Here is a 23,362-nt window from a genome sequence, read left to right on the forward strand (position 1 = left end):
TCCCGTCGTCCACCAGCAGCCGGTCACCGACGCGGACGTCGTCGGGGCGATCGGCCGGGGCAGCATGGAGCCGCCGGTCAACCACGTGTCGACGGCGCCGGCGGCGGCCCGGCCCTCGGCGATCGCCCAGACGATGAGCGACTGGCCGCGACCGATGTCGCCGGCGACGAAGACGCCGGGCACGGTCGACATGAAGTCGCGGTCGCGGACGACGTTGCCCCGCCCGTCGACCTCGACGCCGAGCCCGTCGACCAGCCCCTCCCGCTGGGCACCGGTGAAGCCCATGGCCAGCAGCACCAGGTCGGCCGGGATCTCCTGCTCGGAGCCCTCGACCTTCTGGAACCGGCCGTCGACCTGCTGCACGTCGTGCACGACCAGCGCGCGCACCCGGCCGTCGTCGGTGCCGAGGAAGCGCTCGGTGCTGACCGAGTACAGCCGCTCCCCGCCCTCCTCGTGGGCGCTGGAGACGCGCATGATCATCGGGTACGTCGGCCACGGGTTGCCGGCGGCCCGCTTGTCCGGCGGCGCCGGCATGATCTCCAGCTGCGTGACCGACGCCGCACCCTGCCGGTGGGAGGTGCCCAGGCAGTCGGCCCCGGTGTCGCCGCCGCCGATGATCACCACGTGCTTGCCCTGCGCGGTGATCGGCGGGGCGTCGAGCTCGCCGAGCGCCTGCCGGTTGCCGAAGGGCAGGAAGTCCATCGCCAGGTGGATGCCCGACAGCTCCCGGCCGGGGACCGGCAGGTCGCGTCCGACGGTCGCCCCGCCGGCGAGCACGACCGCGTCGAAGTCCGCCCGCAGCTGCTCGACCGACAGGTCGTCGGGACCGGAGCCGCCGACGTCGACGCCGGGGACGAACCGGGTGCCCTCGGCGCGCATCTGGTCCAGCCGCCGGTCGAGGACCCGCTTCTCCATCTTGAACTCGGGGATGCCGTAGCGGAGCAACCCGCCGATCCGGTCGGCCCGCTCGTACACGGTCACGTCGTGGCCGGCCCGCGTGAGCTGCTGCGCGGCGGCGAGGCCGGCGGGACCGGAGCCGACCACGGCCACGGACTTCCCCGTGCGCTCCTGCGGCGGCTGCGGCTGGACGTAGCCCTCGGCGAAGGCCCGGTCGATGATCTCCCACTCGATCTGCTTGATCGTCACCGGCGACTCGGTGATGGCCAGCACGCACGAGCCCTCGCACGGCGCCGGGCACAGCTTCCCGGTGAACTCCGGGAAGTTGTTGGTGGCGTGCAGCCGCTCGATGGCCTCGCGCCAGTCGTCGCGGCGGGCCAGGTCGTTCCACTCCGGGATGAGGTTGCCCAGCGGGCACCCGTGGTGGCAGAACGGGATGCCGCAGTCCATGCAGCGGGCGGCCTGCTCGCGCAGGGCCGCGACCGGGTAGACGGCGTCCTCCCCCTCCTGGCGGGAGAGGTAGACGTCCTTCCAGTCGAGGATGCGGACCTCGACCGGGCGGCGCGGCGGCAACGCCCGCTCGTACTTCAGGAACCCGGTGGAGTCAGCCACGGTCGATCTCCGGTCGGTCGGTGCGGCAGGGGTGGGGGCGACGGCGGCGCTCAGCCACGCGCGGCCTCCATGAGCGCGCGGTCCACGTCGTAGCCGGCCGCCTCCGCGGCGCGGCGGGCCTCCAGGGCGCGGCGGTAGTCGCGGGGCATGATCACGCTGAACCGCTCGGACCAGCGGCCCCAGTCGGCCAGCAGCGCGTGCGCCACCGGCGACTCGGTGTCCGCGGCGTAGCGGACGAGCACGTCGCGCAGCCACTGCGACGCCTCGCCGTCCAGCGGCTCGACGTCGACCATCTCGGCGTTGACCCGGTGCCGGGCCAGGTCGAGGACGTAACCGATGCCGCCGGACATGCCGGCCGCGACGTTGCGCCCGGTCGGGCCGAGGATCACCGCGCGGCCGCCGGTCATGTACTCCAGGGCGTGGTCGCCCACGCCCTCGACGACGGCCAGGGCACCGGAGTTGCGCACGCAGAACCGCTCGCCGGCGCGGCCGCGGAGGAAGACCTCCCCGCCGGTGGCGCCGTAGGCGATGACGTTGCCGGCGATGACGTTGTCCTCGGCGGCGAAGGTCGCCTCCCGCGACGGCCGGACGACGATCCGCCCGCCGGACAGCCCCTTGCCGACGTAGTCGTTGGCGTCGCCGAACAGCCGCATGGTGATGCCGCGGGGCAGGAAGGCGCCGAACGACTGGCCGGCCGACCCGGTCAGGGTGAGGTCGATCGTGCCGTCGGGCAGCCCCTCCCCGCCGAAGCGGCGGGTGACCATCGCGCCCAACATCGTGCCGACGGTGCGGTTGACGTTGCGCACCGGCAGTTCGAGGCTGACCGGCCGCGCGTCGAGCAGCGCGCCCTCGCACAGCTGGATGAGCGTCTGGTCCAGCGCCACGTCGAGGCCGTGGTCCTGCTCGCGCACCCGGTGCCGCGGCGCACCGTCGGGCAGCTCGGGGACGGTGAGCACCGGCGCGAGGTCCAGCCCGGCGGCCTTCCAGTGGTCGACGGCGGCGCGGACGTCGAGCAGCTCGGCGCGGCCGACGGCCTCGTCGATCGAGCGGAAGCCCAGCTCGGCCAGGTGGTGCCGCACCTGCTCGGCGAGGAACTCGAAGAAGGTGACCACGAACTCCGGCCGGCCGGTGAACCGCTTGCGCAGCTCGGGGTTCTGCGTCGCCACGCCGACCGGGCAGGTGTCGAGGTGGCAGACCCGCATCATCACGCAGCCGGAGACGACCAGCGGCGCGGTCGCGAAGCCGTACTCCTCGGCGCCGAGCAACGCCGCGACGACGACGTCCCGGCCGGTCTTCATCTGCCCGTCGACCTGCACGACGATCCGGTCGCGCAGCCCGTTGGCCAGCAGCGTCTGCTGGGTCTCGGCCAGGCCCAGCTCCCACGGGGAGCCCGCGTGCTTGAGCGAGGTCAGCGGCGCGGCGCCGGTGCCGCCGTCGTGCCCGGAGATGAGGACGACGTCGGCGTGCGCCTTGCTGACCCCGGCCGCGACCGTGCCCACGCCGACCTCGGACACGAGCTTGACGTGCACCCGCGCCTGGTCGTTGGCGTTCTTCAGGTCGTGGATCAGCTGCTTGAGGTCCTCGATCGAGTAGATGTCGTGGTGCGGCGGGGGGCTGATCAGGCCGACGCCCGGCGTCGAGTACCGGGTGCGGGCCACCCACGGGTACACCTTCTGGCCGGGCAGCTGGCCGCCCTCGCCGGGCTTGGCGCCCTGGGCCATCTTGATCTGGATGTCGTCGGCGTTGACCAGGTACTCGCTGGTGACACCGAACCGGCCGCTGGCCACCTGCTTGATCGCCGAGCGGCGCAGGTCGCCGTTCGGGTCGGGCGTGTAGCGGTCGGGGTCCTCGCCGCCCTCGCCGGTGTTGGACCGCCCGCCGATCCGGTTCATCGCGATGGCGAGCGTCTCGTGCGCCTCCTGCGAGATGGAGCCGTAGCTCATCGCGCCGGTGGAGAACCGCTTGACGATCTCGCTGGCCGGCTCGACCTCGTCCAGCGGCACGGGCGGGCGCACGCCGGTGCGCAGCCGGAACAGGCCGCGCAGCGTCGCGCTCTCCTCCGACAGCCGGTCGACGGTCTGCGTGTACCGCTCGAACACCTCGTACTGCCGCGAGCGGGTCGCGTGCTGGAGCAGGAACACCGTCTCCGGGTTGAACAGGTGCACCTCGCCCTCGCGGCGCCACTGGTACTCCCCGCCGGTCTCCAGCCGGCGGTGCGCCCGCTCGGCGGGGTTCGGCGGGTAGGCCCGGCGGTGGCGCATGGCCACCTCCTCGGCGAGGACGTCGATGCCCACGCCGCCCAGCGGGCTGGCCGTGCCGGTGAAGTACTCGTCGACCAGGTCCTGCGACAGGCCGACGGCCTCGAAGATCTGCGCCATCGTGTACGAGCCGACGGTGCTGATGCCCATCTTGCTCATCACCTTGAGCACGCCCTTGCCGAGCGCCTTGACCATGTTCCGCACGGCCTGCGCCGGCTGGACCCCGGTGAGGGCGCCGTCGCGGATGAGGTCCTCGATCGACTCGAACGCCAGGTAGGGGTTGACCGCGGCGGCGCCGTAGCCGAGCAGCAGCGCGACGTGGTGCACCTCGCGGCAGTCGCCGGACTCGACGACCAGGCCCACCTGCATGCGGGTCTTCTCGCGCACCAGGTGGTGGTGGACGGCGGAGGTCATCAGCAGCGACGGGATCGGCGCTCGCCGCTCGTCGCAGTCGCGGTCGGACAGCACGATGTTCCGCGCGCCGGCCGCGATGGCCTTGGAGACCTTCGTGCGCAGCTCGTCGACGGCCTGGGCCAGCGCGGGCCCGCCGCCGGTGACGTCGTAGTGGCCGGTCACCCGGACGGCGGCGAAGCCGGGCAGGTCGCCGTCGTCGTCGATGTGCAGGATCTTGGCCAGCTCGTCGTTGTCGATGACCGGGTAGGGCAGGAACACCTGCCGGCAGGACGCCGGGGTCGCGCGCAGCAGGTTCTGCTCGGGGCCGAAGGTGCGGCCCAGGCTGGTCACCAGCTCCTCGCGGATGGCGTCCAGCGGCGGGTTGGTCACCTGGGCGAACAGCTGACCGAAGTAGTCGTAGAGCAGCCGCGACCGGTCCGACAGGGCCGCGACCGGGGTGTCGGTGCCCATCGACCCGATCGGCTCGGCGCCGCTGGAGGCCATCGGCGTCAGCAGGACGCGCAGCTCCTCCTCGGTGTAGCCGAACAGCTGCTGCCGCCGGACGACGGACTCGTGGCTGGGCCGGGAGCGCCGGCGTTCGGGCAGCGACGGCAGGTGCACCAGCCCGGAGTGCAGCCAGTCCTCGTAGGGGTGCTCGGCGGCCAGGGCGCCCTTGACCTCCTCGTCGGACACGATCTTCCCGGCCGAGGTGTCGACCAGGAACATGCGGCCCGGCTGCAGCCGGCCCTTGGCGACGATGTCGGCGTCCGGGATGTCGAGCACGCCGACCTCGCTGGCCAGCACGACCTTGCCGTCCTTCGTGTGCCACCAGCGGCCCGGGCGCAGGCCGTTGCGGTCGAGGACCGCACCGATGACGGTGCCGTCGGTGAACGCGACCGCGGCCGGGCCGTCCCACGGCTCCATGATCGACGAGTGGAACCGGTAGAAGGCCCGCCGGGCCGGGTCCATCTCGTCGTGGTTCTCCCACGCCTCGGGGATCATCATGAGCACGGCGTGCGGCAGCGACCGGCCGGACAGGTGCAGCAGCTCGAGCACCTCGTCGAAGGTCGCCGAGTCGCTGAAGTCGCTCGCGGTCAGCGGGAAGATCCGCTCCAGGCCCAGCTCGGCGGCCGGGCCGGCGGGGCCGTCGAACAGCTCGGTGTCCAGCTTGGCCTCGCGGGCCCGCATCCGGTTCCGGTTGCCCTTGATGGTGTTGATCTCGCCGTTGTGGGCGATCAGCCGGAACGGGTGGGCCAGCGGCCAGCTCGGGAAGGTGTTGGTCGAGAAGCGGCTGTGCACCAGCGCGATCGCCGACTCGTAGCGCTCGTCGCGCAGGTCGGGGAAGAACAGCGGCAGCTGGTCGGTGGTCAGCATGCCCTTGTACGTCAGCGTGCGTGACGACAGGGAGACCAGGTAGAGCGAGCTGCCGGCCTCGACGGCGGCCCGCTCGGCCCGCTTGCGCAGCACGAAGGCGCGCCGCTCCAGCCGGGTGACGCCGTGCGGCGCCGCGGTGCCACCGAAGGCGCGCGCGTCGGCGCGACCGCCCATGGTCTCGGCCACGAACACCTGGGCGAAGTGCGGCATGACCGCCCGCGCCGTGGGACCGACGTCGGCACGGTCGGGGTCCACCGGGACGTCCCGCCAGCCCAGGACGGTCAGGCCCTCCTCGCCGGCCAGCCGGGCGAGGTCGTCGACCCGGGCGGCCCGCTCGGCCTCGTCGACCGGCAGGAAGGCGATGCCGACGGCGTACTCGCCCAGCGGGGGCAGGTCGAAGTCGACCGCCGCGCGCAGCAGCGCGTCGGGCACCTGGGTGAGGATCCCCGCGCCGTCGCCGGAGTTCGGCTCGGACCCGGCGGCGCCGCGGTGGTCGAGGTTGTGCAGCGCGGTCAACCCGTCGGCGACGATGGCTCGCGACCGCCGCCCGCGGACGTCGGCGACGAACGCGACGCCGCAGGCGTCCGTGTCGTTGGCCGGGTCGTACAGGCCCGAGGGCGCCGGGACCGCCGAGAAGGGCACGGTCCCGGCGGGACCGGCGGCGGGGACGGCAGCGGCGGGGGCGGAGCGGTCGGACATGTCACTCCCGTCGTCGGCGGCCTGACGGACCTCGGCGAGGTCCGGGTGCGGGCGGGGGCCCGGGCCGGAAGGTGGGCTGGGTCGAGCGGGCCGCACTGCGCTGGGCGGCACTGCGGTGGCGGGGACTGCGGTTGGTGGGCACTGCGGTTGGTGGGCACTGCGGTGGAGAGCACTGCGGTGGGTGGGCACAGCGGGGCACTGCGGTGGACGGCACTGCGGAAGGGCCGGGCGACCGGGAGGACGACGTCTCCCCGGCCCGGCGCAGGCGCGCGAGCCCACCGGCGGGGTGGCCGGTGGGCCGTCGTCCGCGGGGCGTCGCTGGCCCGGTTCCGACGGGTCCGGCCCGGCCAGGATCGCTGGCGGGCCTGGATGGAAGGGTACACAGCGCGCCGGGCGGGGCACGGTGGCGTGATGCCGGTCGCGGCCCCTGTCACGAGGCCGTCACACCGGGCCCGTCCGGCGGGCGGGCGGCCGGGACCGGGTCCGGGCGGGCGGGCGGCCGGTGCCGCTGCGCGCCGGTCCTCACCCCGGCCCGGTCGGCGGCCGCTGCCCGGGTGACGGGCCGTCCTCGCCGGAGCCGGCCGACCGGTCCCGACCGCTCCGGAGCACCCCCTCGCCGTCCCCGCCGCGGTCGCCGGCGCCGTCCCCGGCTGCTCCGCCGTCCCCGGCTGCCCCGCCGTCCCCGGCTGCCCCGCCGTCGCCGGGTGCCCCGCCCTTCCCGGCCGCTCCCCCGCTATCCGCGGCGGGCTGCACCTCCCCGGGCCGTGCCGCGGGCTCCGCCGGCCAACCGCCGCGCGTCCCGGCCAGCGACTCGCGCGGCCGGCCGCGCAGCGCGACCAGGTAGACGACCGCGAGCAGACCGACGACGACCGAGGTGAACACGTTGAGCCGGACGCCGAAGAACGTCTCGGCGGGGTCGGTCCGCAGCAGTTCGATCCACACCCGCCCGGCGCAGTACGCGGCCACGTACAGCGCGAAGGCGCGACCGTGCCCGAGCCGGAAGCGGCGGTCGGCCCACACGACCAGCGCGGCGGCGGCGAGGTTCCACAGCAGCTCGTACAAGAAGGTCGGGTGGAAGTAACCGAGCACCACGGGATCGCCGTCGGGCCCCACGACCGCCCGGCCACCGCTCCACTCGTAGATGCGCAGCCGCCACGGCAGGTCCGTCGCGCTGCCGTAGAGCTCGTTGTTGAACCAGTTTCCGAGCCGGCCGACGGCCTGTGCCACGAGCAGCCCCGGCGCGATGGCGTCACCGTAGGGCGGCAGCGGGACGCCGCGGCGCCGGCACCCGATCCAGGCGCCGAGCGCGCCGAAGGCGATCGCGCCCCAGATGCCCAGGCCGCCCTCCCAGATGGCGAAGGCGCGCAGCGGGTCGCCGCCCTGGCCGAAGTAGGGCCGGGGGCTGGAGAGCACGTGGTAGATGCGACCGCCGACGATGCCGAAGGGCACCGCCCACATCGCGACGTCCGTGACCGTGCCCGGTGCGCCGCCGCGGGCCCGCCAGCGGCGTTCGCCGATCCAGACGGCCAGCAGGATGCCGGCGATGATGCACAGCGCGTAGGCCCGCAGCGGCAGCGGGCCGATCTCCCAGACCCCCTGGGTCGGGCTGGGCAGGGCGGCGAGCGGCGTCACGGCGCGACGCGGGCCCGGCGGCGCACGCCCTCGGCCAGCTCACCCGCCAGCCGCCCGGCCGCGTCGGCGCCGGCCCGCTCGTCGCCGGCGTCCAGCAGCGCGCGCACGAAGGCCGAGCCCACGATGACCCCGTCGGCGAAGCCGGCGACCTCGGCGGCCTGGTCGGCGTTCGAGACGCCCAGCCCGACGCACACCGGCACGTCCCGCGCGGCCGCGCGGGTGCGCGCGACCAGCCGCTCGGCCGCGTCGCTGACGGTCGCCCGCGTCCCGGTGACGCCCATGGTGGAGGCGGCGTACACGAAGCCGCGGCAGGCGGCGGCGGTCGAGCGCAGCCGCGCGTCGGTCGACGACGGCGCGACGAGGAAGACGCGGTCGAGGTCGTGCGCGTCGGAGGCCGCCAGCCACGGCCCGGCCTCGTCGGGGATGAGGTCGGGCGTGATCGCCCCGGCTCCCCCGGCGGCGGCCAGGTCGGCGGCGAACCGGTCGACGCCGTAGCGCTCGATCGGGTTCCAGTAGCTCATCACCACCGGCACGGCGCCGGCCTCGGCCACCGCCTCGACGGCGGTGAGCACGTCGCGCATGCCGATCCCGGCCCGGACGGCGACGTCGACCGCCTGCTGGATGACCGGGCCGTCCATGCCCGGGTCGGAGTACGGGACACCGATCTCGACGACGTCGGCCCCCGCTTCGACCGAGGCGACCATCGCCGCGACCGAGCCGGGCGCGCTCGGGTAGCCGACCGGCAGGTAGGCGACGAGCGCCGCCCTGCCCTCGCCGTTGGCCGCGCGGATCCTCCGCCGGAGGGCGCTCATGCCTGCTGGCCCGCCGCCGGGCCGGGCACCGCCTCGCCGCGGGTGACCGCCCCCTCGGTGGCGCGCTGGTGCTCGTCCAGGCCCGCCCCGGGGGCGGAGTGGTCGCGGTCGCCGAGGCCGAACCAGGCCGACGCGGTCTCGACGTCCTTGTCGCCGCGGCCGGACAGGTTGACCAGCAGCACCGCCGGGTCCCCGCCCCGCCCACCCAGCTCGCGGCCGACGGTCAGCGCCCCGGCGAGGGCGTGCGCCGACTCGATGGCCGGGATGATCCCCTCGGTGCGGCAGAGCAGCGCGAAGGCCTCCATCGCCTCGGCGTCGGTGACGGGGCGGTACTCGGCACGGCCGATGTCGTGCAGGTAGCTGTGCTCGGGCCCGACGCCGGGGTAGTCCAGCCCCGCGCTGATCGAGTGCGACTCGATCGTCTGCCCGTTCTCGTCCTGCAGCAGGTACGACCGGGCGCCGTGCAGCACGCCGGGGCTGCCGCCGGTGATGGTCGCCGCGTGCCGACCGGTGTCCAGGCCGTCACCGCCTGCCTCCAGGCCGATCAGCCGCACCTCCTCGTCCGGCACGAAGGCGGTGAAGATGCCGATGGCGTTGGAGCCGCCGCCGACGCAGGCGAGCACGGCGTCGGGCAGCCGGCCGACGCGCTCGAGCACCTGCTGGCGGGCCTCGTCGCCGATCACCCGCTGGAAGTCGCGGACCATCGCAGGGAACGGGTGCGGGCCGGCGACGGTGCCGAAGACGTAGTTGGTGGTCTCGACGTTGGTCACCCAGTCGCGGAACGCCTCGTTGATGGCGTCCTTGAGCGTGCGCGAGCCGGTGGTCACCGGGATCACCTCGGCGCCGAGCAGCCGCATCCGGGCGACGTTGAGCGCCTGCCGGCGGGTGTCCTCCTCGCCCATGTAGACGGTGCAGGACAGCCCCATCAGCGCCGCCGCGGTCGCGGTGGCCACGCCGTGCTGGCCGGCGCCGGTCTCGGCGATGACGCGCGTCTTGCCGATCCGCCGGGTCAGCAGCGCCTGTCCCAGCACATTGTTGATCTTGTGCGAGCCGGTGTGGTTGAGGTCCTCCCGCTTGAGCAGGATGCGGGCGCCGCCGGCGTGCTCGGCGAAGCGCGGCACCTCCGTGATCGGGCTCGGCCGGCCGGTGTAGTCGCGCTGCAGCCGGTCGAACTCCTCGACGAACGCCGGGTCGGCCCGCATGACCTCGTAGGCCTCGGTCAGCTCGTCGAGCGCGGCGACGAGCGCCTCGGGCACGAACCGGCCGCCGAAGACGCCGAAGTGACCGGTCGCGTCGGGCCAGCCCGGCCGGGTCGGCACGAGGCGGTCGACGGGCGGTTGGACGGCGCTGCTGGTCATGGCCCCAGTGTCCCGCGCATCGCGCCGTTGCCGGTGAGCGGGTTCCGGCGGGTCGCCGTCCGCCCACCGGACGCCGCGCCCCGCATCGACGGCGTTCCTCGCGCGGCGCGTGTCACGCAGGCCCCGCCCGGCGCGAGCAGCGCCCGGGATGCGCGGACGGCGAGCCGGCGACGTCGGGCGTCAGCGGCTCGTGCGCGGGGTGGCCGGGTGCGCCCCGGCGGTGACCAGGTCGGCCACGGCCTGGCGGGCGTCGCCGGCGGTGACCAGCCCCTCCCCCACGAGCACGGCGTCGGCGCCGGCGGCCGCGTAGGCGAGGAGGTCGTGCGGCTCGCGGACGCCGGACTCGGCGACCTTGACCACCTCCGAGGGCAGCCCGGGCGCGATCCGCTCGAAGGTGGAGCGGTCGACCTGCAGCGTGGTCAGGTCGCGGGCGTTGACGCCGATCACGGCGGCGCCGGCCTCCAGGGCCCGGTCGGCCTCGGCCTCGGTGTGCACCTCCACCAGCGCCGTCATGCCCAGCGACTCGACCCGCTCGAGCAGGCCGACGAGCGCGTTCTGCTCCAGCGCGGCCACGATGAGCAGGACGACGTCGGCGCCGAGCGCCCGGGCCTCGTGCACCTGGTAGGTGCTGACCACGAAGTCCTTGCACAGCACCGGGACGTCGACCGCCGCGCGGACGGCGACCAGGTCGGCCTGCGTACCGCCGAAGCGCCGCCGCTCGGTGAGCACGCTGATCACCCGGGCGCCGCCGGCGGCGTACTGGCGGGCCAGCGTCGCGGGGTCGGGGATGTCGGCGAGCGCTCCCTTCGACGGGCTGCGCCGCTTGACCTCCGCGATCACACCCACGCCCGGGGCGCGCAGCGCCGCCAGCGCGTCGAGCGCGGGCCGCCCGTCGCGCGCGGCCGCCTTCACCTCGTCGAGCGGCGTGAGCGCCTCGCGAGCGGCGACGTCCTCGCGGACCCCGGCCACGATCTCGGCCAGCAAGTTCACGCCCTGCCCGAGGTCCTGCGGATGTGGCACCGGTTCGTCCCCTCACCAGTCGGATGGGTGGGCCAACTGTAAGGGGGGTAAGTGGCCGGGTTCGCCGGGGGGCGGGTGCACCGGCACGGCCGGGTCCCGCTACCGTGCCCGGTCCGCCGCCGGCCCTCCGCGTGCATCCGGGGTCCCCGGGACGACGTGTCCGCCGGTGCCGGGCGCGGCCCCGCCGGGGTCGGGCGCCTCGTCGCGGGTGGGCGCCTCGTCGCGGGTGGGCGCCTCGTCGCGGGTGGGGTCCTCGCCCCGGTCCAGCGCGCGCCAGGCGTCCTGGGCCCGTTCCTCGTCGGTGGCCGGCGCGGTCGGCGCGGCGACCGCGGCCGGCCGCTCGTAGCGCCGTCCCATCGCCGGCCAGCGGTGGCCGCGGACGACGGCCAGCGCTCCTCCGAGCGCGGCGATGCCCCCGGCGACGGCCGCCACCGCCGGCCAGGCGGCGGCCACGTCGCTGCTCGACCGCCCTCCGGCGACCACGCCGGCGAGCTCGGCGGCCAGCACCTCCGGGTCGACCAGGGCCCGCACGCCCGACCAGCCGAGCGCGGCCCCGGCCAGCACCACCAGCAGGCCGACCGCGATCCGGCCCGCGCCACGGACGGCGAGCAGCGCCACCGCGGCGGCGAGCAGCAGCAGCCCGGCGGCCGGGACGAGCGGCGCCGCCTCGGCCCCGGTGACGGTGGCCGACACCGGGGGCAGCGGCGGGCGGCGGTCGGCGGTCACATCGGCCCAGGGCCGGCCACCGGCGGCCAGGGCGAGCGCCCCGGCCAGCACGGCGGCCGCGACGGCGACGGCGAGCTCCCGCCGTCCGGTCCGCGACGCCGGTGCCGGTGCGCTCACCGCGCTCCCCGTCCGCGTCCGCCCCGCGGGGCCGGCACGACGGCGGAGCCGCTCACCGCACCTCCCGCAGCCCCTCGGCCGTGGCGATCGCCGACAGCACCGCCCGGGCCTTGTGCCGCGTCTCGGCCTCCTCGGTCGCCGGGTCGCTGTCGGCCACGATGCCGGCGCCGGCCTGCACGTAGGCGCGCCCCTGGTGCAGCACCGCCGTCCGGATGGCGATCGCCATGTCCATGTCGCCGCTGGCGTCGACGTAGCCGACGGTGCCGGCGTACAGCGCCCGCCGGGTGGGCTCCAGCGACTCGATGATCTCCATCGCCCGCGGCTTGGGGGCGCCGGAGACGGTGCCCGCGGGGAACGTCGCGTCGAGCACGTCGAGCGCGTCGCGGTCGGCGGCCACCTCGCCGGCGACGGTGGACACCAGGTGCATGACGTGGCTGTAGTGCTCGACCCGCATGAAGTCGGGCACCTCGACCGAGCCGGGCACGCAGACCCGGCCCAGGTCGTTGCGCGCCAGGTCGACCAGCATGACGTGCTCGGCGCGCTCCTTGGGGTCGGCCAGCAGCCCCTCGGCGAGCCGGGCGTCCTCCTCGGGCGTGGCCCCGCGCGGCCGGGTGCCGGCCGGCGGGTGCACCACCGCCGACGTGCCGGTGACCGTCACCAGCGCCTCCGGCGAGGAGCCGACGACGTCGAACGGCGTCTCCCGGCCGGCGAAGCGCAGCAGGTACATGTACGGCGAGGGGTTGGTCGCCCGCAGCACCCGGTACAGGTCGAGCGCGTCGACGTCGGTGGTCAGCTCGAAGCGCTGGCTGAGCACCACCTGGAAGGCGTCGCCGGCCCGGATGTGCTCGCGGACCCGCTCGACCCCCTCCTGGAAGACACCGGGCGGCATGTTGCTGCGCACCGGCGGCGCCTCGGCGGTCGACAGCACCGCCACGCCGGGCGGCGCGGCCTTGGTGAGGTCGGCGGCCATGGCGTCGAGCCGGGCGACCGCGTCGTCCCACGCCGAGCCGGGGTCGGCCGCGTCGCGCAGCGCGTTGGCGATCAGCAGCACCGTGCCGTCGGAGTGGTCGAGCACGGCCAGGTCGGTGACCAGCATCAGCGCCACCTCCGGCATGCCGAGGTCGTCGGTGCTGGTGACCGGCAGCCGCTCCAGCCGCCGGACCACGTCGTACCCGAGGTAGCCGACCAGGCCGCCGGTCAGCGGCGGGAGGTCCGGCGTCCGCGGCGAGCGCAGCCGGCGGGCCAGCACGCGGACGGCGTCGAGCGGGTCGTCGGGCAGCGCGTCGGTGAGCCCGGGCAGCGGTCCGCCCACCCACAGCGTCGCTCCGTCCCGCTCGGTGAGCACCCCGGCGCTGCGGACGCCGACGAAGCTGTACCGCGCCCACCGCTTGCCCTGCTCGGCCGACTCCAGCAGCACGGTGCCGGGCCGGTTGGCCGCCAGGGCGCGGTAGATGCCCACGGCGGTCTGCCCGTCGGCCAGCAGCCGCCGGGTCACCGGCACGACGGGTGCGTCGCACGCGGCGAACTCCTCGCGGGTCGGCGCGGTCCCCCCGAGCCTCACGCGGCACCTCCTCCGCGCGTCCCGGGAGCCGCTCCGCCGCTCGACCGCCGACCTCGCCGCGGTGCTCGCGAACCCGTCGTCACGCCGCCGCTCCGCGCACGGCCGGCAGCTCCCGCGAGAAGCAGCTGCGGGTGCCGGTGTGGCAGGCCGGGCCCTCCTGGTCGACCAGGACCAGCAGCGCGTCGCCGTCGCAGTCCAGCCGCACGTCGCGCACCCACTGCCGGTTCCCCGACGTCTCGCCCTTCACCCAGTGCTCGCCGCGGCTGCGCGACCAGTAGGTCGCCCGCCCGGTCGTCAGCGTGCGGCGCAGCGCCTCGTCGTCCATCCAGGCGAGCATGAGCACCTCGCCGGTGTCGTGCTGCTGCACGAGGGCGGCGACCAGGCCCGCCGGATCGCGACGGAGCAGGGCGGCCACCCGCGGGTCGAGGGCGGGCTCGGTGGGCGGTGCGGCGGACATGCCGCCAGTGTCCCGCACCTCCCCGTCAGGACCGCGCGCCGCCGCGGGACCAGCGCCGCACCTCGCCGCTCGCCAGGAGCCCGAGGGCGACCAGCGGGGCGGCGGCGAAGAGGCCGGCGCCCACGAGCAGGAGTCCCCCGAGACCGTCGCCGGCCAGGCCGACCAGCCGCACCGCCCAGTACAGCGCCAGCGCGACCTGGCCGCCGAGCCCGGCGACCAGCGCGCGCCAGGCGGCCCGCGGACCGAGCCGCACGGTCCACCGACCGAGGCGGACCGGCCTCGCGCGGCGCTGCAGCACGAGCACCCCGCCCGCGACCAGCGGGACGACCGACACCAGCTGGACGGCGGCGAGCACCGTCCCCTCGCTCGCCAGCGCGGTGGTGCGCGCCGACGAGTAACCCGGCGCGCCGCTGACCGCGAGCTCGGCCAGCGAGGCGAAGAACCAGACGTAGAGCGAGGCGAGCAGCACGAGCCCCGCCTGCACGAAGGCCAGCACGGCCGCGGCCACCAGCCGTCCCGGGCGGGAGGGGGCGGCCGGGCGCCGAGGCGTCGTCCAGCCGGGCCAGCCGGGGACGGGTTCCCACGCCGGCCCGTACGGGGGGCCGAGGGCGGCGGCGGGCCGGCCCCATCCCGCGTAGGGGTGCGGCGGCGGCGCGGTCGGCGGCGGGCCGGTGTACGGCGGCCCCGGCTCGGTCACCGTGGCCGGGTCGGCCCAGGGGTCCCCGGACGGCGACCGCCCGCCGTCCCCGCCGTCCGGTTCCCAGCGCGTCACCGAACCCCTCCCTCCCGCGGGGCGCTCCGCTCCGCGCTCGGCGCGACGCTAGCCGCCCGTCCGACCGCGACGCCCTCCCCGGGCGGGACGGCGCACCGCGGCCGGGGCGCTCCACGCGCGGACCGGGCGCCGCAGGCAGGTGGCCAGCGCCCCGACCGGGGCGACGAGCAGCAGCAGCGACGACCACAGCGGCGCGCCCCCGCCGAGGGCGCCGAAGAGCAGCGCCAGGCCGAGCAGCGACACGAGCGGGACGGCGCTGGCGACGGCGAGCACGAGCCAGCCCCGCGCGCGGCCGGTGAACACGAGGACCGAGCCGGCGAGCGCGACGGCGGCGAGGACGAGGGGGACGGCGAGGAAGCGGTCCAGCCCGGCCCCGGGCTCGCGCAGGAGCCAGGCCAGGTACCCGTCGACCACCGCGACGAGCACGCCGAAGACCGCGGCGAGGACGGCTGCGGTCGGCCGGGCCTGCGGTCGGGTCGGCGCGACCGCACGCGGCGCCGCCCGCGGGGACCGGCGGACCGGCGCGGCCCGCGGGGACCGACGGGCCGGTGCCGACCGGGGCGGTCTCCGGGACGACGGCATGCCCGGAGGGTAGGTCGCCGTCCCCGGCCGGCGCCGCGGCCGGCGAGGGCGTCAGGGCCGGACGACCCTCCCGCCCGGGCGGCCTCAGGGCCGGGCGACGCGCTCGGCGCGCCGGGCGGCCACCCACCGGCGCACGCCGGGCAGCACCGCCAGCACGACGGCCGCCCCCGGGACGAGCAGCGACGGCAGCGCGAACGCCCGGTCGTCACCGCTCAGGCCGCCGGACAGCAGGCCGAACAGGACGACGCCGGTGACCAGCGCGGCCGACAAGGCGAGCGGCAGCCATGACCGGCCGAGCAGCAGCAGCACCGCTCCGACGAGCAGCCCGGCGAGCACCACGAGCGGCAGCGCGATCAGCGCCACCCCCGCCGCTCCCGGCGAGCCGCCGGAGAAGGCGACCGCCACCAAGGCGAACGCCGCGGGCACCAGGGCGCTGACCAGGGCCAGGAGGGCGGCGGCGATCGCGGCGGCCGGAGGGCGGCGCGGAACGGAGCCGGCGGGCGGCTGGTCGGGCACGGGCGCAGCCTAGGTGGTCAGCCCACGGGCTCCGGCTCACCGGCCGAGGACCGCCGCCAGGAGGCGTGCAGCCGGGCGTAGGGGCCCTCGGCGTCCACCAGCTCGGCGTGCGTGCCGCGCTGCACGATGCGGCCGGCGTCGACGACGAGCACCTCGTCGGCGCGCTCGGCGGTCGACAGCCGGTGGGCGATGGTCAGCGTCGTCCGCCCCGCCGTCAGCGTGTCCAGCGCCCGGGTGAGCCGGCGCTCGGTGGCCGGGTCGACGGCGCTGGTCGCCTCGTCGAGCACGAGCAGGTCGGGATCGGCCACGTACGCCCGGGCGACGGCGACCAGCTGGCGCTCGCCCGCCGACAGCGACTCGCCGCGCTGCCCGACCGGCGTGGCCACCCCCTGCGCCAGGCCCTCGACCCAGGCGCCGAGCCCGAGCTCGTCGAAGGCGGCGGCCACGTGCGCATCGGTCATCCCGGGCCTTCCGTAGCGGACGTTGTCGGCCACCGTCGCGTCGAACAGGAAGCCGTCCTGCGGGACCATGACGACCCGCTCGCGCAGCGAGGCGAAGGCGACCTCCGGCAGCGGGACCCAGCCGCCGGGTGCGGCGTCGCCACCGGCGTCCGAGCCGGCGTCGGAGCCGAGCAGCACCCGTCCCTCGGTCGGGTCCATCAGCCGGGTCACCAGCTTGGCGAAGGTGGTCTTGCCCGACCCGGTCTCCCCCACGACGGCGACCCGCGTGCGGGGGGCGATGGTCAGGTCGACGCCGTCCAGGGCGTTGCGCGCCGCCGGCGCGTAGCGGAAGGACACCCGCTCGAAGCGGACGCCCAGCGGGCCGTCCGGCAGCTCCCGCGCCGCGCCGGTGCCGGAGGTCGCGGGGTCGGCGACGTCGGGGGCGGTGTCGAGGACGTCGAGCACGCGGCGGAAGCCGGCCAGGGCGTTCTGCGCCTCGGTGAGCACCTCGCTGGCCATCTGCACCGGGGCGACGAACAGCGTGACGAGGAAGAGGAAGGCGACCAACGTGCCCGCGGTGATGTCGCCGGCCAGGCCGAGCCACACGCCGACGACGACGACGGCGGCGTTGGCCACCGCGGCGACGAACTCGCCGGTGACGAAGACCGCCGCGGTGGTGCGCTGGGCGCGGACCGAGGCGCGGTAGTGCCGGTCGATCGCCCGCTCGATGCGGGCGGCGGTGCGCTCGCGGACCCCGTAGGCCCGCACGGTCGAGGCGCCGACCACCGACTCGGAGACCGCGGCGAGCACGTCGCCGACCCGCTCGCGGACGACGCCGTAGCGGGTGGCCAGCCGGCGGGCGAAGAGGCGGACGGCGACGGTCAGCGGCACGAAGCAGGCGAGCACGAGCAGCGTCAGCTGCCAGGAGTAGACGGCCATGACGACGGTGGCCACGGTCAGCTGCCCGAGGCTGATGACGCCGAGCACGCCGCCCCACTGCATGAACGTCGACAGCTGGTCGACGTCGCTGGTGACCCGGGAGACCAGCGACCCGCGCCGCTGGGCCTGCTGGTGCAGCACCGACAGGTCGTGCACGTGCCGGAAGGCCCGCACCCGCAGACCGGCCAGCGCGGTCTCCGTCGTCCTGAACAACCGGACGTTCATCCGGTAGACCGCCACCGCGGTGAGCAGCACCACGGCGGCGCTGACCAGCACCAGGCGCTGGACCAGCTCGACGTCCGGGCCACCCGGCGCGGTCAGGCCGCGGTCGATCGTCTGCTGCACCGCGATCGGCACCACCACGCGCCCGGCGGTGGCCAGGAGCGCCAGGGCGAAGGTCACCGGCAGTCCCCGGCGGAACTCGGGCATCATCCGCAGGCCCCGGCGCAGCGTGGCCAGCGCGCCCTCGGGGCGCCGGTCGGCGGGCAGGTCGATCTCGCTCACCGGTCCGTCCGTTCGCTCCCGCGGGGCGCTCCGCTGCCCGCTCGTCCCCCGCCGGTCACGCCGACACCCCGACGCCGTCGGCCTGGGCGTAGGCCCGCACCAGCGCGGCGTAGCCGGGCACCTCGGCGAGCAGCTGCTCGTGGCTGCCGCGGGCCAGCACCCGCCCGTGCTCGAGCCACACCACCTCGTCGGCCAGCGCGATGGTGGCCTGCCGGTACGCGACCACGACGACCGTGGAGGGGCGGTCGGCGGCGCGCAGCGCGTCGAGGATCTGCGCCTCGACCGCGGGGTCGACCGCGCTGGTCGCGTCGTCGAGGACCAGCAGCCGGGGGCGCCGGACGACCGCCCGCGCCAGCGCCAGCCGCTGCCGCTGCCCGCCGGACAGCGACGCGCCGCGCTCGCCGACCCGGGTGTCGAGACCGTCGGGCAGCGCGTCGACGAACTCCTCGGCGGCGGCCACCCGCAGCGCGGCCCGCACCTGCTCGTCGTCGTACGGCCCGCCGAGCGTGACGTTCTCGCGCACCGTGTCGTCGAACAGGAAGGTGCTCTGCGCGACGAACGCGACCGCGCCGCTCACCTCGCCCTCGCGCAGGCGGCGGAGGTCGACGTCGTCGAGCAGCACCGCGCCGTCGGCCGGGTCGACCAGGCGGACCAGCAGGCCGGCGAGGGTGGACTTCCCCGAGCCGGTGGGCCCGACGACGGCCACCGTGCTGCCGGCGGCGACGTCGAAGGTGACGCCGTCCAGGGTGCGGCGGGGCGACCCGTCGAAGGCGAAGCCGACGCCGCGGACGTCGAGCCCGGCCCCCGCCGTCCCGCGCGGGGCCGGTTCGGTGCCGAAGGGCGTCTCGCCGGTCGCCGCGAGCACCGGCGCGACCCGGTCGAAGCCGGCCAGGGCGCGCGGCAGGTCGGCGAGCACCCAGCCGATCGCGCGGATCGGGAGCACGAGGAGCGTGAACAGGTAGGCGATCGACACCAGGTCGCCGGCGCCGGTGACGCCGTCGACGACCCGGCCGGCGCCGAGGAGCAGCACCGCGAGGACGCCCAGGTTGGGCAGCGCCTCCATGATCGGGTCGAACAGGCCGCGCACCCGGCCGACGGCGACCAGCCCGTCGCGCAGCTGCCCGGCCCGGGCGGCGAAGCGGTCGGTCTCGCCGCCCTCGCGCCCGAGGGTCTTGACGACCAGGGCCGCGTCGAAGCTCTCGTGCGCGATCTCGCTGACCTCGGCGCGCAGCTGCTGTGCCCGCCGCATCCGCGGCGACATGGCCCGGGAGTAGAAGTAGTTGGCGAGCAGGACGGCGGGGAAGACGACCAGGCCGACCAGCGCGAGCAGTGGATCGGTGAGCACCAGGACCACGGCCGTGATCGCGATCATCACGATGGCGCCGCAGGCGAAGGGCAGCGGCGCGACGAAGAACCAGGCCGCCTCGACGTCGGCGTTGGCGTTGGACAGCAGCTGCCCGGTGGGGTGCCGGGTGTGCCAGGACAGCGGCAGCCGCAGGTACTGGCCGGTGACCCGGCGCCGGTAGTCGGCCTGCAGGCGGTAGCCCATGACGCCGGCGAACAGCCGGCGGCCGAGGATGCCCAGGATCTTCAGGACGGCGACCCCGAGGATCGCCGTCGCCGCCAGCGCGAGCGCGCCCGCGGTCGTGGCGCCGTTCTCGAAGGCGGGCAGCAGGACCCCGTCGGTGACCTCGCCGATGACGTAGGCGCTGGCCACGGTCATGACGCCGTACAGGCAGCTCGCGGTGAAGGCGAGCGCGAACATGCCGCGTTGCTCGCGGATGGCCCGGCCCGCGTGGCGGAGCCCGCGCCGCAGGACGGCGGCGTCTGGACGGCGGGGCACGGCACTCCTCGGGTCTCGCACGGTCTCCTGCGGAACCCTACGCTTTCGTTAGCTCCGCTAACCACTCGTTTTCGGGGACCGCAGGGGCGGTAACCACCGGCGGTGGGCGACTCTTCCCTGGCCGCGCGCGAGCGCGCGGCGCTGGCCGACCTCCTCGACCGGCTGGGTCCGGACGCACCGACCCGCTGCGCGGGCTGGCGCACGGCGCATCTGGCCGCGCACGTCGTCGTCCGCGACTCCCGGCCCGACGCCATGCCCGGCTTCGCGCTGGAGGGTGTGCGCGCCGCGCGTCGGCTGACCGACCGGGCGCACGCGCTGGAGGACCGGTTGCGGGCGTCGCTGCCCTACGCCGAGCTGGTGGCGCGGGTGCGCTCCGGCCCGCCGGCGTGGTCGCCGGTCGGCTGGCCGGTGCTCGCCGGGCTGGTGAACACCGTGGAGTTCGCGATCCACCACGAGGACGTCCGCCGCGCGCAGCGCGAGTGGGAGCCGCGCGTCCTGCCGCGGGCCGACCAGGACCGGCTGTGGCGCGAGGTCGCCGTCTTCGGCCGGGCGGCCGCCGGCCGCGCGCCCGGCGCGCTGGTGCTGGCCCGCTCGGACGCGCCGGACCAGCACCGCCGGTTCGGCTCGGGACCGGTGACGACGGTGCGCGGCGAGCCGCTCGAGCTGCTGCTGTGGGCCGGCGGCCGCCGCGACGCGGCCCGCGTCGACGTCACCTGACCGGAGTGGATCCGTGCGGGTCACGCGCACGTCCTGTCTCCGGTCACGCGCGTCCGGCTCAGGTCAGGGGCGAGTCGCCCCCCTCGCGCACCGGGATGCCGGCGCGGGCGAGACCGGCCTTGACGTCGCCGATCCGCAGCCGGCCGAAGTGGAAGACGCTCGCGGCCAGCACCGCGTCGGCGCCGGCCTCGACCGCGGGCGGGAAGTGCTCGACCGCGCCGGCTCCCCCGCTGGCGATCAGCGGCACGGTCACCGCCGCCCGCGCGGCCCGGATCAGCTCGGTGTCGAAGCCGGCCTGCGTGCCGTCGGCGTCCATGGAGTTGAGCAGGACCTCCCCCGCGCCGAGCTCGGCCGCCCGCACGACCCACCCGACGGCGTCGATGCCGGTGCTGCGCCGGCCGCCGTGCGTGGTGACCTCCCACCCCGAGTCCGTCCTCGTGCCCTCCGGGCAGCGGCGGGCGTCGAGGGAGAGCACCAGCACCTGGCGGCCGAACCGGTCGGCGATCTCGGCGATCAGCTCCGGCCGCGCGACGGCGGCGGTGTTCACGGCCACCTTGTCGGCGCCGGCGCGGAGCAGCCGGTCGACGTCGTCGGGACTGCGCACCCCGCCGCCCACGGTGAGCGGGATGAACACGCTCTCCGCGGTCCGGCGGACCACGTCGTAGGTGGTCTCCCGGTCGCCGGAGCTGGCCGTGATGTCGAGGAAGGTCAGCTCGTCGGCGCCCTCGGCGTCGTACACGCGGGCCATCTCGACCGGGTCGCCGGCGTCGCGCAGGTCGACGAACCGGACGCCCTTGACCACCCGCCCCGCGTCGACGTCCAGGCAGGGGATGACGCGGACGGCCAGACTCATCTCCCGGCTCCGCGGTCCGGGTCGCTCACGCCGGCACCGACCGGACCGCCTCGGCCTCGATCTCGACCAGCATCGCTGGATCGATGAGGGCCGCGACCTGCACCATCGAGGTGGCCGGGCGGATCTCGCGGAAGAACTCGCCGTGCACCCGGCCGACCTCCTCCCAGCGCGTGATGTCGGTGACGTACATGCGGGTGCGGACGACGTCGGCCAGGGAGAAGCCGGCGCGTGCGAGCGCCTCCTCGATGGCGGCCAGGATCTGGCGGGTCTGGCCCGCCGCGTCGCCGGGGTGGACGACGACGCCGTCCACGACCGCCGTCGTGCCGCTGACCCAGGCCGTGTCACCGCGCACCAGGACCCGGCTGTACCCGACCACGCCCTCCCAGGGCGTGCCGGAGCCGAGGCGGACGACGCTCACGCCGTGCCCCGGTCGCTCCCGCGGGACGTCCCGTCCCCCGCCCGGTCGGTCATGCGGCCTCCTCCGTGACGGCCAGCGCCTCGGGCAGCGTGAAGGCACCGGCGTAGAGCGCCTTGCCGACGATCGCGCCCTCGACGCCGACGGCGGTCAGCCCGGCCAGCGCCCGGATGTCGTCGAGCGAGCTCACCCCGCCGGAGGCGACGACCGGCCGCGGCGTCGCGGCGCACACCTCGCGCAGCAGGTCGAGGTTGGGGCCGCGCAGCGTGCCGTCCTTGGTGATGTCGGTGACCACGTAGCGCGCGCACCCCTCGGCGTCGAGGCGGGCGAGCGTCTCGTACAGCTCGCCGCCCTCGCGGGTCCACCCGCGGGCGGCCAGCCGGGTGCCGCGGACGTCGAGGCCGACCGCGATGCGGTCGCCGTGCTCGGCGATGGCCCGGGCGCACCACTCGGGCGACTCCAGCGCGGCGGTGCCGAGGTTGACCCGGCGGCAGCCGGTCGCCAGCGCGGCGGCCAGCGACTCGTCGTCCCGGATGCCGCCGGAGAGCTCGACGTCGACGTCGAGCTCGCCGACCACCCGGGCCAGCAGCTCCCGGTTGCCGCCCCGGCCGAACGCGGCGTCCAGGTCGACCAGGTGCACCCACTCGGCGCCGTCCCGCTGCCAGGCCAGCGCGGCCTCGAGCGGGTCGCCGTAGGAGGTCTCGCTGCCCGCCTCCCCCTGCACGAGGCGGACGGCCTGGCCGTCGGCGACGTCGACGGCGGGCAGCAGCTGCAGCTTCGGCACGCCGACAGCGTAGGGACCGGCGGCCCGTGGCCGGGATCACCGTGTCCCGCGGCGCCGCCCCTCACCCGGAGCGCGTCAGCGGTAGCCCACGTCGCCCGCGGGGCGCCCGGCCTCCTGCACCTCGACGAGGTAGCGCCAGCAGTCGGGCCGGGTCCCGTCGACGTCGGGGAAGCCGTACACCCGGGAGAGCTCACCGCTGGACGTCGACGTCCCCGACCACCGCCCCCGGTCGGGGTCGGCGGCGAGCGCGGCGACCGCCCGCCCCACGAAGAGCGGGCTCTCGGAGATGCAGAAGTGCGGCTGGTCGGCGGTGGCGTCGCGCCAGTTCTGCTCGGTCACGCCGAACAGGTCGAGCATCATCTCCGAGCGCAGCCAGCCCGGCGTCAGGGCGACGGCCGTGCCCCCGAACGGGCGCAGCTCGTGGGCCTGGGAGAACGCCAGCCGGGTCACGGCGACCTTGACCAGGTCGTAGAAGGCCGAGACCCGGTAGGTGCGGCCGTTGTAGGCGGCGGTCCCGTCGGTCATCTCGACCACCAGCCCGCCGGGCCGGCGGACGAGCAGGCGCAGCGCGTGCGCGCTGGTGACCAGGTGGGTCTCGACGCCCAGGCGCAGCAGCCGCAGCCCGCGGACCAGGTCGCTCTCCCACAGCGGGACGCCCTCCTGGAACAGCCGCTCACCGCCCCAGACGTCGTTGACCAGCACGTCGAGCCGCCCCGAGCGCTGCTCGATCCGGCTCACCAGCTCGTCGACCTGCCCGGGATCCAGGTGGTCGACGACGGCGGGCAGCCCCCGGCCGCCGGCCGCGGTCACCAGCTCGGCGGTCTCCTCGATCGTCTCGGGGCGGTCGTACTCCGACCGCCGTCCCGCGGTGCTCCGCCCGGTGCACCACACGGTGGCCCCGGCGGCGCCCAGCGCGACCGCGATCCCCCGGCCGGCGCCGCGGGTGGCACCCGCCACCAGCGCGACGCGGCCGCTCAGGTCCGGTGCGGTGTAGTCCACGGGGTCACGGTGCCAGGCACCGGTGACACTTCTCGGGCGCCGGGCACCCCCGGGCGCCGGGCCCCCGGGCGCCGGGGACCCG

Annotated in this window: 19 protein-coding genes; 1 reads left to right on the forward strand and 18 read right to left on the reverse strand. The window is 76.2% G+C overall.

Annotated features, from left to right (window positions below):
- From OF117_RS20270 to OF117_RS20335, 14 genes are all read right to left on the reverse strand, one after another.
- A partial coding sequence (locus tag OF117_RS20270; protein WP_263554662.1) for a glutamate synthase subunit beta occupies positions 1–1,509 on the reverse strand: 1,509 nt, incomplete at its 3' end.
- 50 nt (positions 1,510–1,559) lie between these two features.
- A complete protein-coding gene (gene gltB / locus OF117_RS20275) occupies positions 1,560–6,233 on the reverse strand; it encodes a glutamate synthase large subunit (protein ID WP_263554663.1) in 4,674 nt (1,557 codons plus the stop codon).
- Between the two features lie 522 nt (positions 6,234–6,755).
- Positions 6,756–7,865, reverse strand: a complete 1,110-nt coding sequence (gene lgt / locus OF117_RS20280; RefSeq protein ID WP_263554664.1) for a prolipoprotein diacylglyceryl transferase — start codon at positions 7,863–7,865, stop codon at positions 6,756–6,758.
- Complete coding sequence (trpA, locus tag OF117_RS20285) at positions 7,862–8,677, reverse strand: tryptophan synthase subunit alpha (protein WP_263554665.1); 816 nt, start codon at positions 8,675–8,677, stop codon at positions 7,862–7,864. Before trpA ends, lgt begins: the two co-directional genes overlap by 4 nt.
- On the reverse strand, positions 8,674–10,035 hold the full coding sequence (gene trpB / locus OF117_RS20290; RefSeq protein WP_263554666.1) for a tryptophan synthase subunit beta: 1,362 nt from the start codon (positions 10,033–10,035) through the stop codon (positions 8,674–8,676). The genes trpA and trpB overlap by 4 nt, the downstream gene beginning before the upstream one ends.
- Positions 10,036–10,215: 180 nt before the next feature.
- Positions 10,216–11,025: an indole-3-glycerol phosphate synthase TrpC gene (gene trpC / locus OF117_RS20295; protein WP_318014278.1), complete on the reverse strand. Its 810-nt coding sequence runs from the start codon at positions 11,023–11,025 to the stop codon at positions 10,216–10,218.
- A gap of 129 nt (positions 11,026–11,154) precedes the next feature.
- Positions 11,155–11,898, reverse strand: coding sequence for a Trp biosynthesis-associated membrane protein (locus OF117_RS20300; RefSeq protein ID WP_263554668.1), 744 nt, complete (start codon positions 11,896–11,898; stop codon positions 11,155–11,157).
- Between the two features lie 52 nt (positions 11,899–11,950).
- Entirely contained in the window at positions 11,951–13,459 is a 1,509-nt protein-coding gene (locus tag OF117_RS20305) for an anthranilate synthase component I (RefSeq protein ID WP_263554669.1), read from the reverse strand.
- A 79-nt stretch (positions 13,460–13,538) separates the two neighbouring features.
- Positions 13,539–13,916 carry a phosphoribosyl-AMP cyclohydrolase gene (gene hisI, locus OF117_RS20310; RefSeq protein ID WP_263554670.1) on the reverse strand — a complete coding sequence of 126 codons (378 nt, stop codon included), beginning with the start codon at positions 13,914–13,916 and terminating at the stop codon, positions 13,539–13,541.
- A gap of 25 nt (positions 13,917–13,941) precedes the next feature.
- A complete protein-coding gene (locus OF117_RS20315; protein WP_263554671.1) occupies positions 13,942–14,688 on the reverse strand; it encodes a hypothetical protein in 747 nt (248 codons plus the stop codon).
- 48 nt (positions 14,689–14,736) lie between these two features.
- Complete coding sequence (locus OF117_RS20320; protein WP_263554672.1) at positions 14,737–15,270, reverse strand: hypothetical protein; 534 nt, start codon at positions 15,268–15,270, stop codon at positions 14,737–14,739.
- A gap of 84 nt (positions 15,271–15,354) precedes the next feature.
- On the reverse strand, positions 15,355–15,786 hold the full coding sequence (locus tag OF117_RS20325) for a hypothetical protein (protein WP_263554673.1): 432 nt from the start codon (positions 15,784–15,786) through the stop codon (positions 15,355–15,357).
- Positions 15,787–15,803: 17 nt separating this feature from the next.
- Positions 15,804–17,669: an ABC transporter ATP-binding protein gene (locus OF117_RS20330; RefSeq protein WP_263554674.1), complete on the reverse strand. Its 1,866-nt coding sequence runs from the start codon at positions 17,667–17,669 to the stop codon at positions 15,804–15,806.
- 55 nt (positions 17,670–17,724) lie between these two features.
- Positions 17,725–19,512 (reverse strand): ABC transporter ATP-binding protein, encoded by a 1,788-nt coding sequence (locus OF117_RS20335; protein WP_263554675.1) that lies wholly within the window; start codon positions 19,510–19,512, stop codon positions 17,725–17,727.
- A 102-nt stretch (positions 19,513–19,614) separates the two neighbouring features.
- Between OF117_RS20335 and OF117_RS20340 the strand changes: the two genes are divergently transcribed.
- Positions 19,615–20,229: a TIGR03085 family metal-binding protein gene (locus tag OF117_RS20340; protein ID WP_263554676.1), complete on the forward strand. Its 615-nt coding sequence runs from the start codon at positions 19,615–19,617 to the stop codon at positions 20,227–20,229.
- 58 nt (positions 20,230–20,287) lie between these two features.
- On the opposite strand, the gene hisF is transcribed toward OF117_RS20340, so the two are convergent.
- The 4 genes from hisF to OF117_RS20360 all read right to left on the reverse strand — a co-directional run bounded on the left by hisF (position 20,288) and on the right by OF117_RS20360 (position 23,280).
- Positions 20,288–21,082, reverse strand: a complete 795-nt coding sequence (gene hisF, locus OF117_RS20345) for an imidazole glycerol phosphate synthase subunit HisF (protein ID WP_263554677.1) — start codon at positions 21,080–21,082, stop codon at positions 20,288–20,290.
- Between the two features lie 25 nt (positions 21,083–21,107).
- Positions 21,108–21,500, reverse strand: a complete 393-nt coding sequence (locus OF117_RS20350) for a RidA family protein (protein WP_263554678.1) — start codon at positions 21,498–21,500, stop codon at positions 21,108–21,110.
- Between the two features lie 49 nt (positions 21,501–21,549).
- Positions 21,550–22,281, reverse strand: coding sequence for a bifunctional 1-(5-phosphoribosyl)-5-((5-phosphoribosylamino)methylideneamino)imidazole-4-carboxamide isomerase/phosphoribosylanthranilate isomerase PriA (gene priA / locus OF117_RS20355; RefSeq protein ID WP_263554679.1), 732 nt, complete (start codon positions 22,279–22,281; stop codon positions 21,550–21,552).
- 75 nt (positions 22,282–22,356) lie between these two features.
- The gene (locus tag OF117_RS20360; protein WP_263554680.1) at positions 22,357–23,280 is read right to left on the reverse strand and encodes an SDR family oxidoreductase; all 924 of its coding nucleotides are present in this window, start codon (positions 23,278–23,280) and stop codon (positions 22,357–22,359) included.
- Positions 23,281–23,362 lie beyond the last annotated feature (82 nt).

Origin of the sequence: Geodermatophilus sp. YIM 151500 (genome assembly GCF_025716945.1) — a bacterium.
In the GTDB taxonomy this organism is placed as follows: domain Bacteria; phylum Actinomycetota; class Actinomycetes; order Mycobacteriales; family Geodermatophilaceae; genus YIM-151500.

Coding starts and splice junctions, on each gene's coding strand:
- gltB (WP_263554663.1), bottom strand. CDS start 6,233: ATGTCCGACCGCTCCGCCCCCGCCGCTGCCGTCCCCGCCGCCGGTCCC.
- trpA (WP_263554665.1), bottom strand. CDS start 8,677: ATGAGCGCCCTCCGGCGGAGGATCCGCGCGGCCAACGGCGAGGGCAGG.
- trpB (WP_263554666.1), bottom strand. CDS start 10,035: ATGACCAGCAGCGCCGTCCAACCGCCCGTCGACCGCCTCGTGCCGACC.
- hisI (WP_263554670.1), bottom strand. CDS start 13,916: ATGTCCGCCGCACCGCCCACCGAGCCCGCCCTCGACCCGCGGGTGGCC.
- OF117_RS20320 (WP_263554672.1), bottom strand. CDS start 15,270: ATGCCGTCGTCCCGGAGACCGCCCCGGTCGGCACCGGCCCGTCGGTCC.
- hisF (WP_263554677.1), bottom strand. CDS start 21,082: ATGAGTCTGGCCGTCCGCGTCATCCCCTGCCTGGACGTCGACGCGGGG.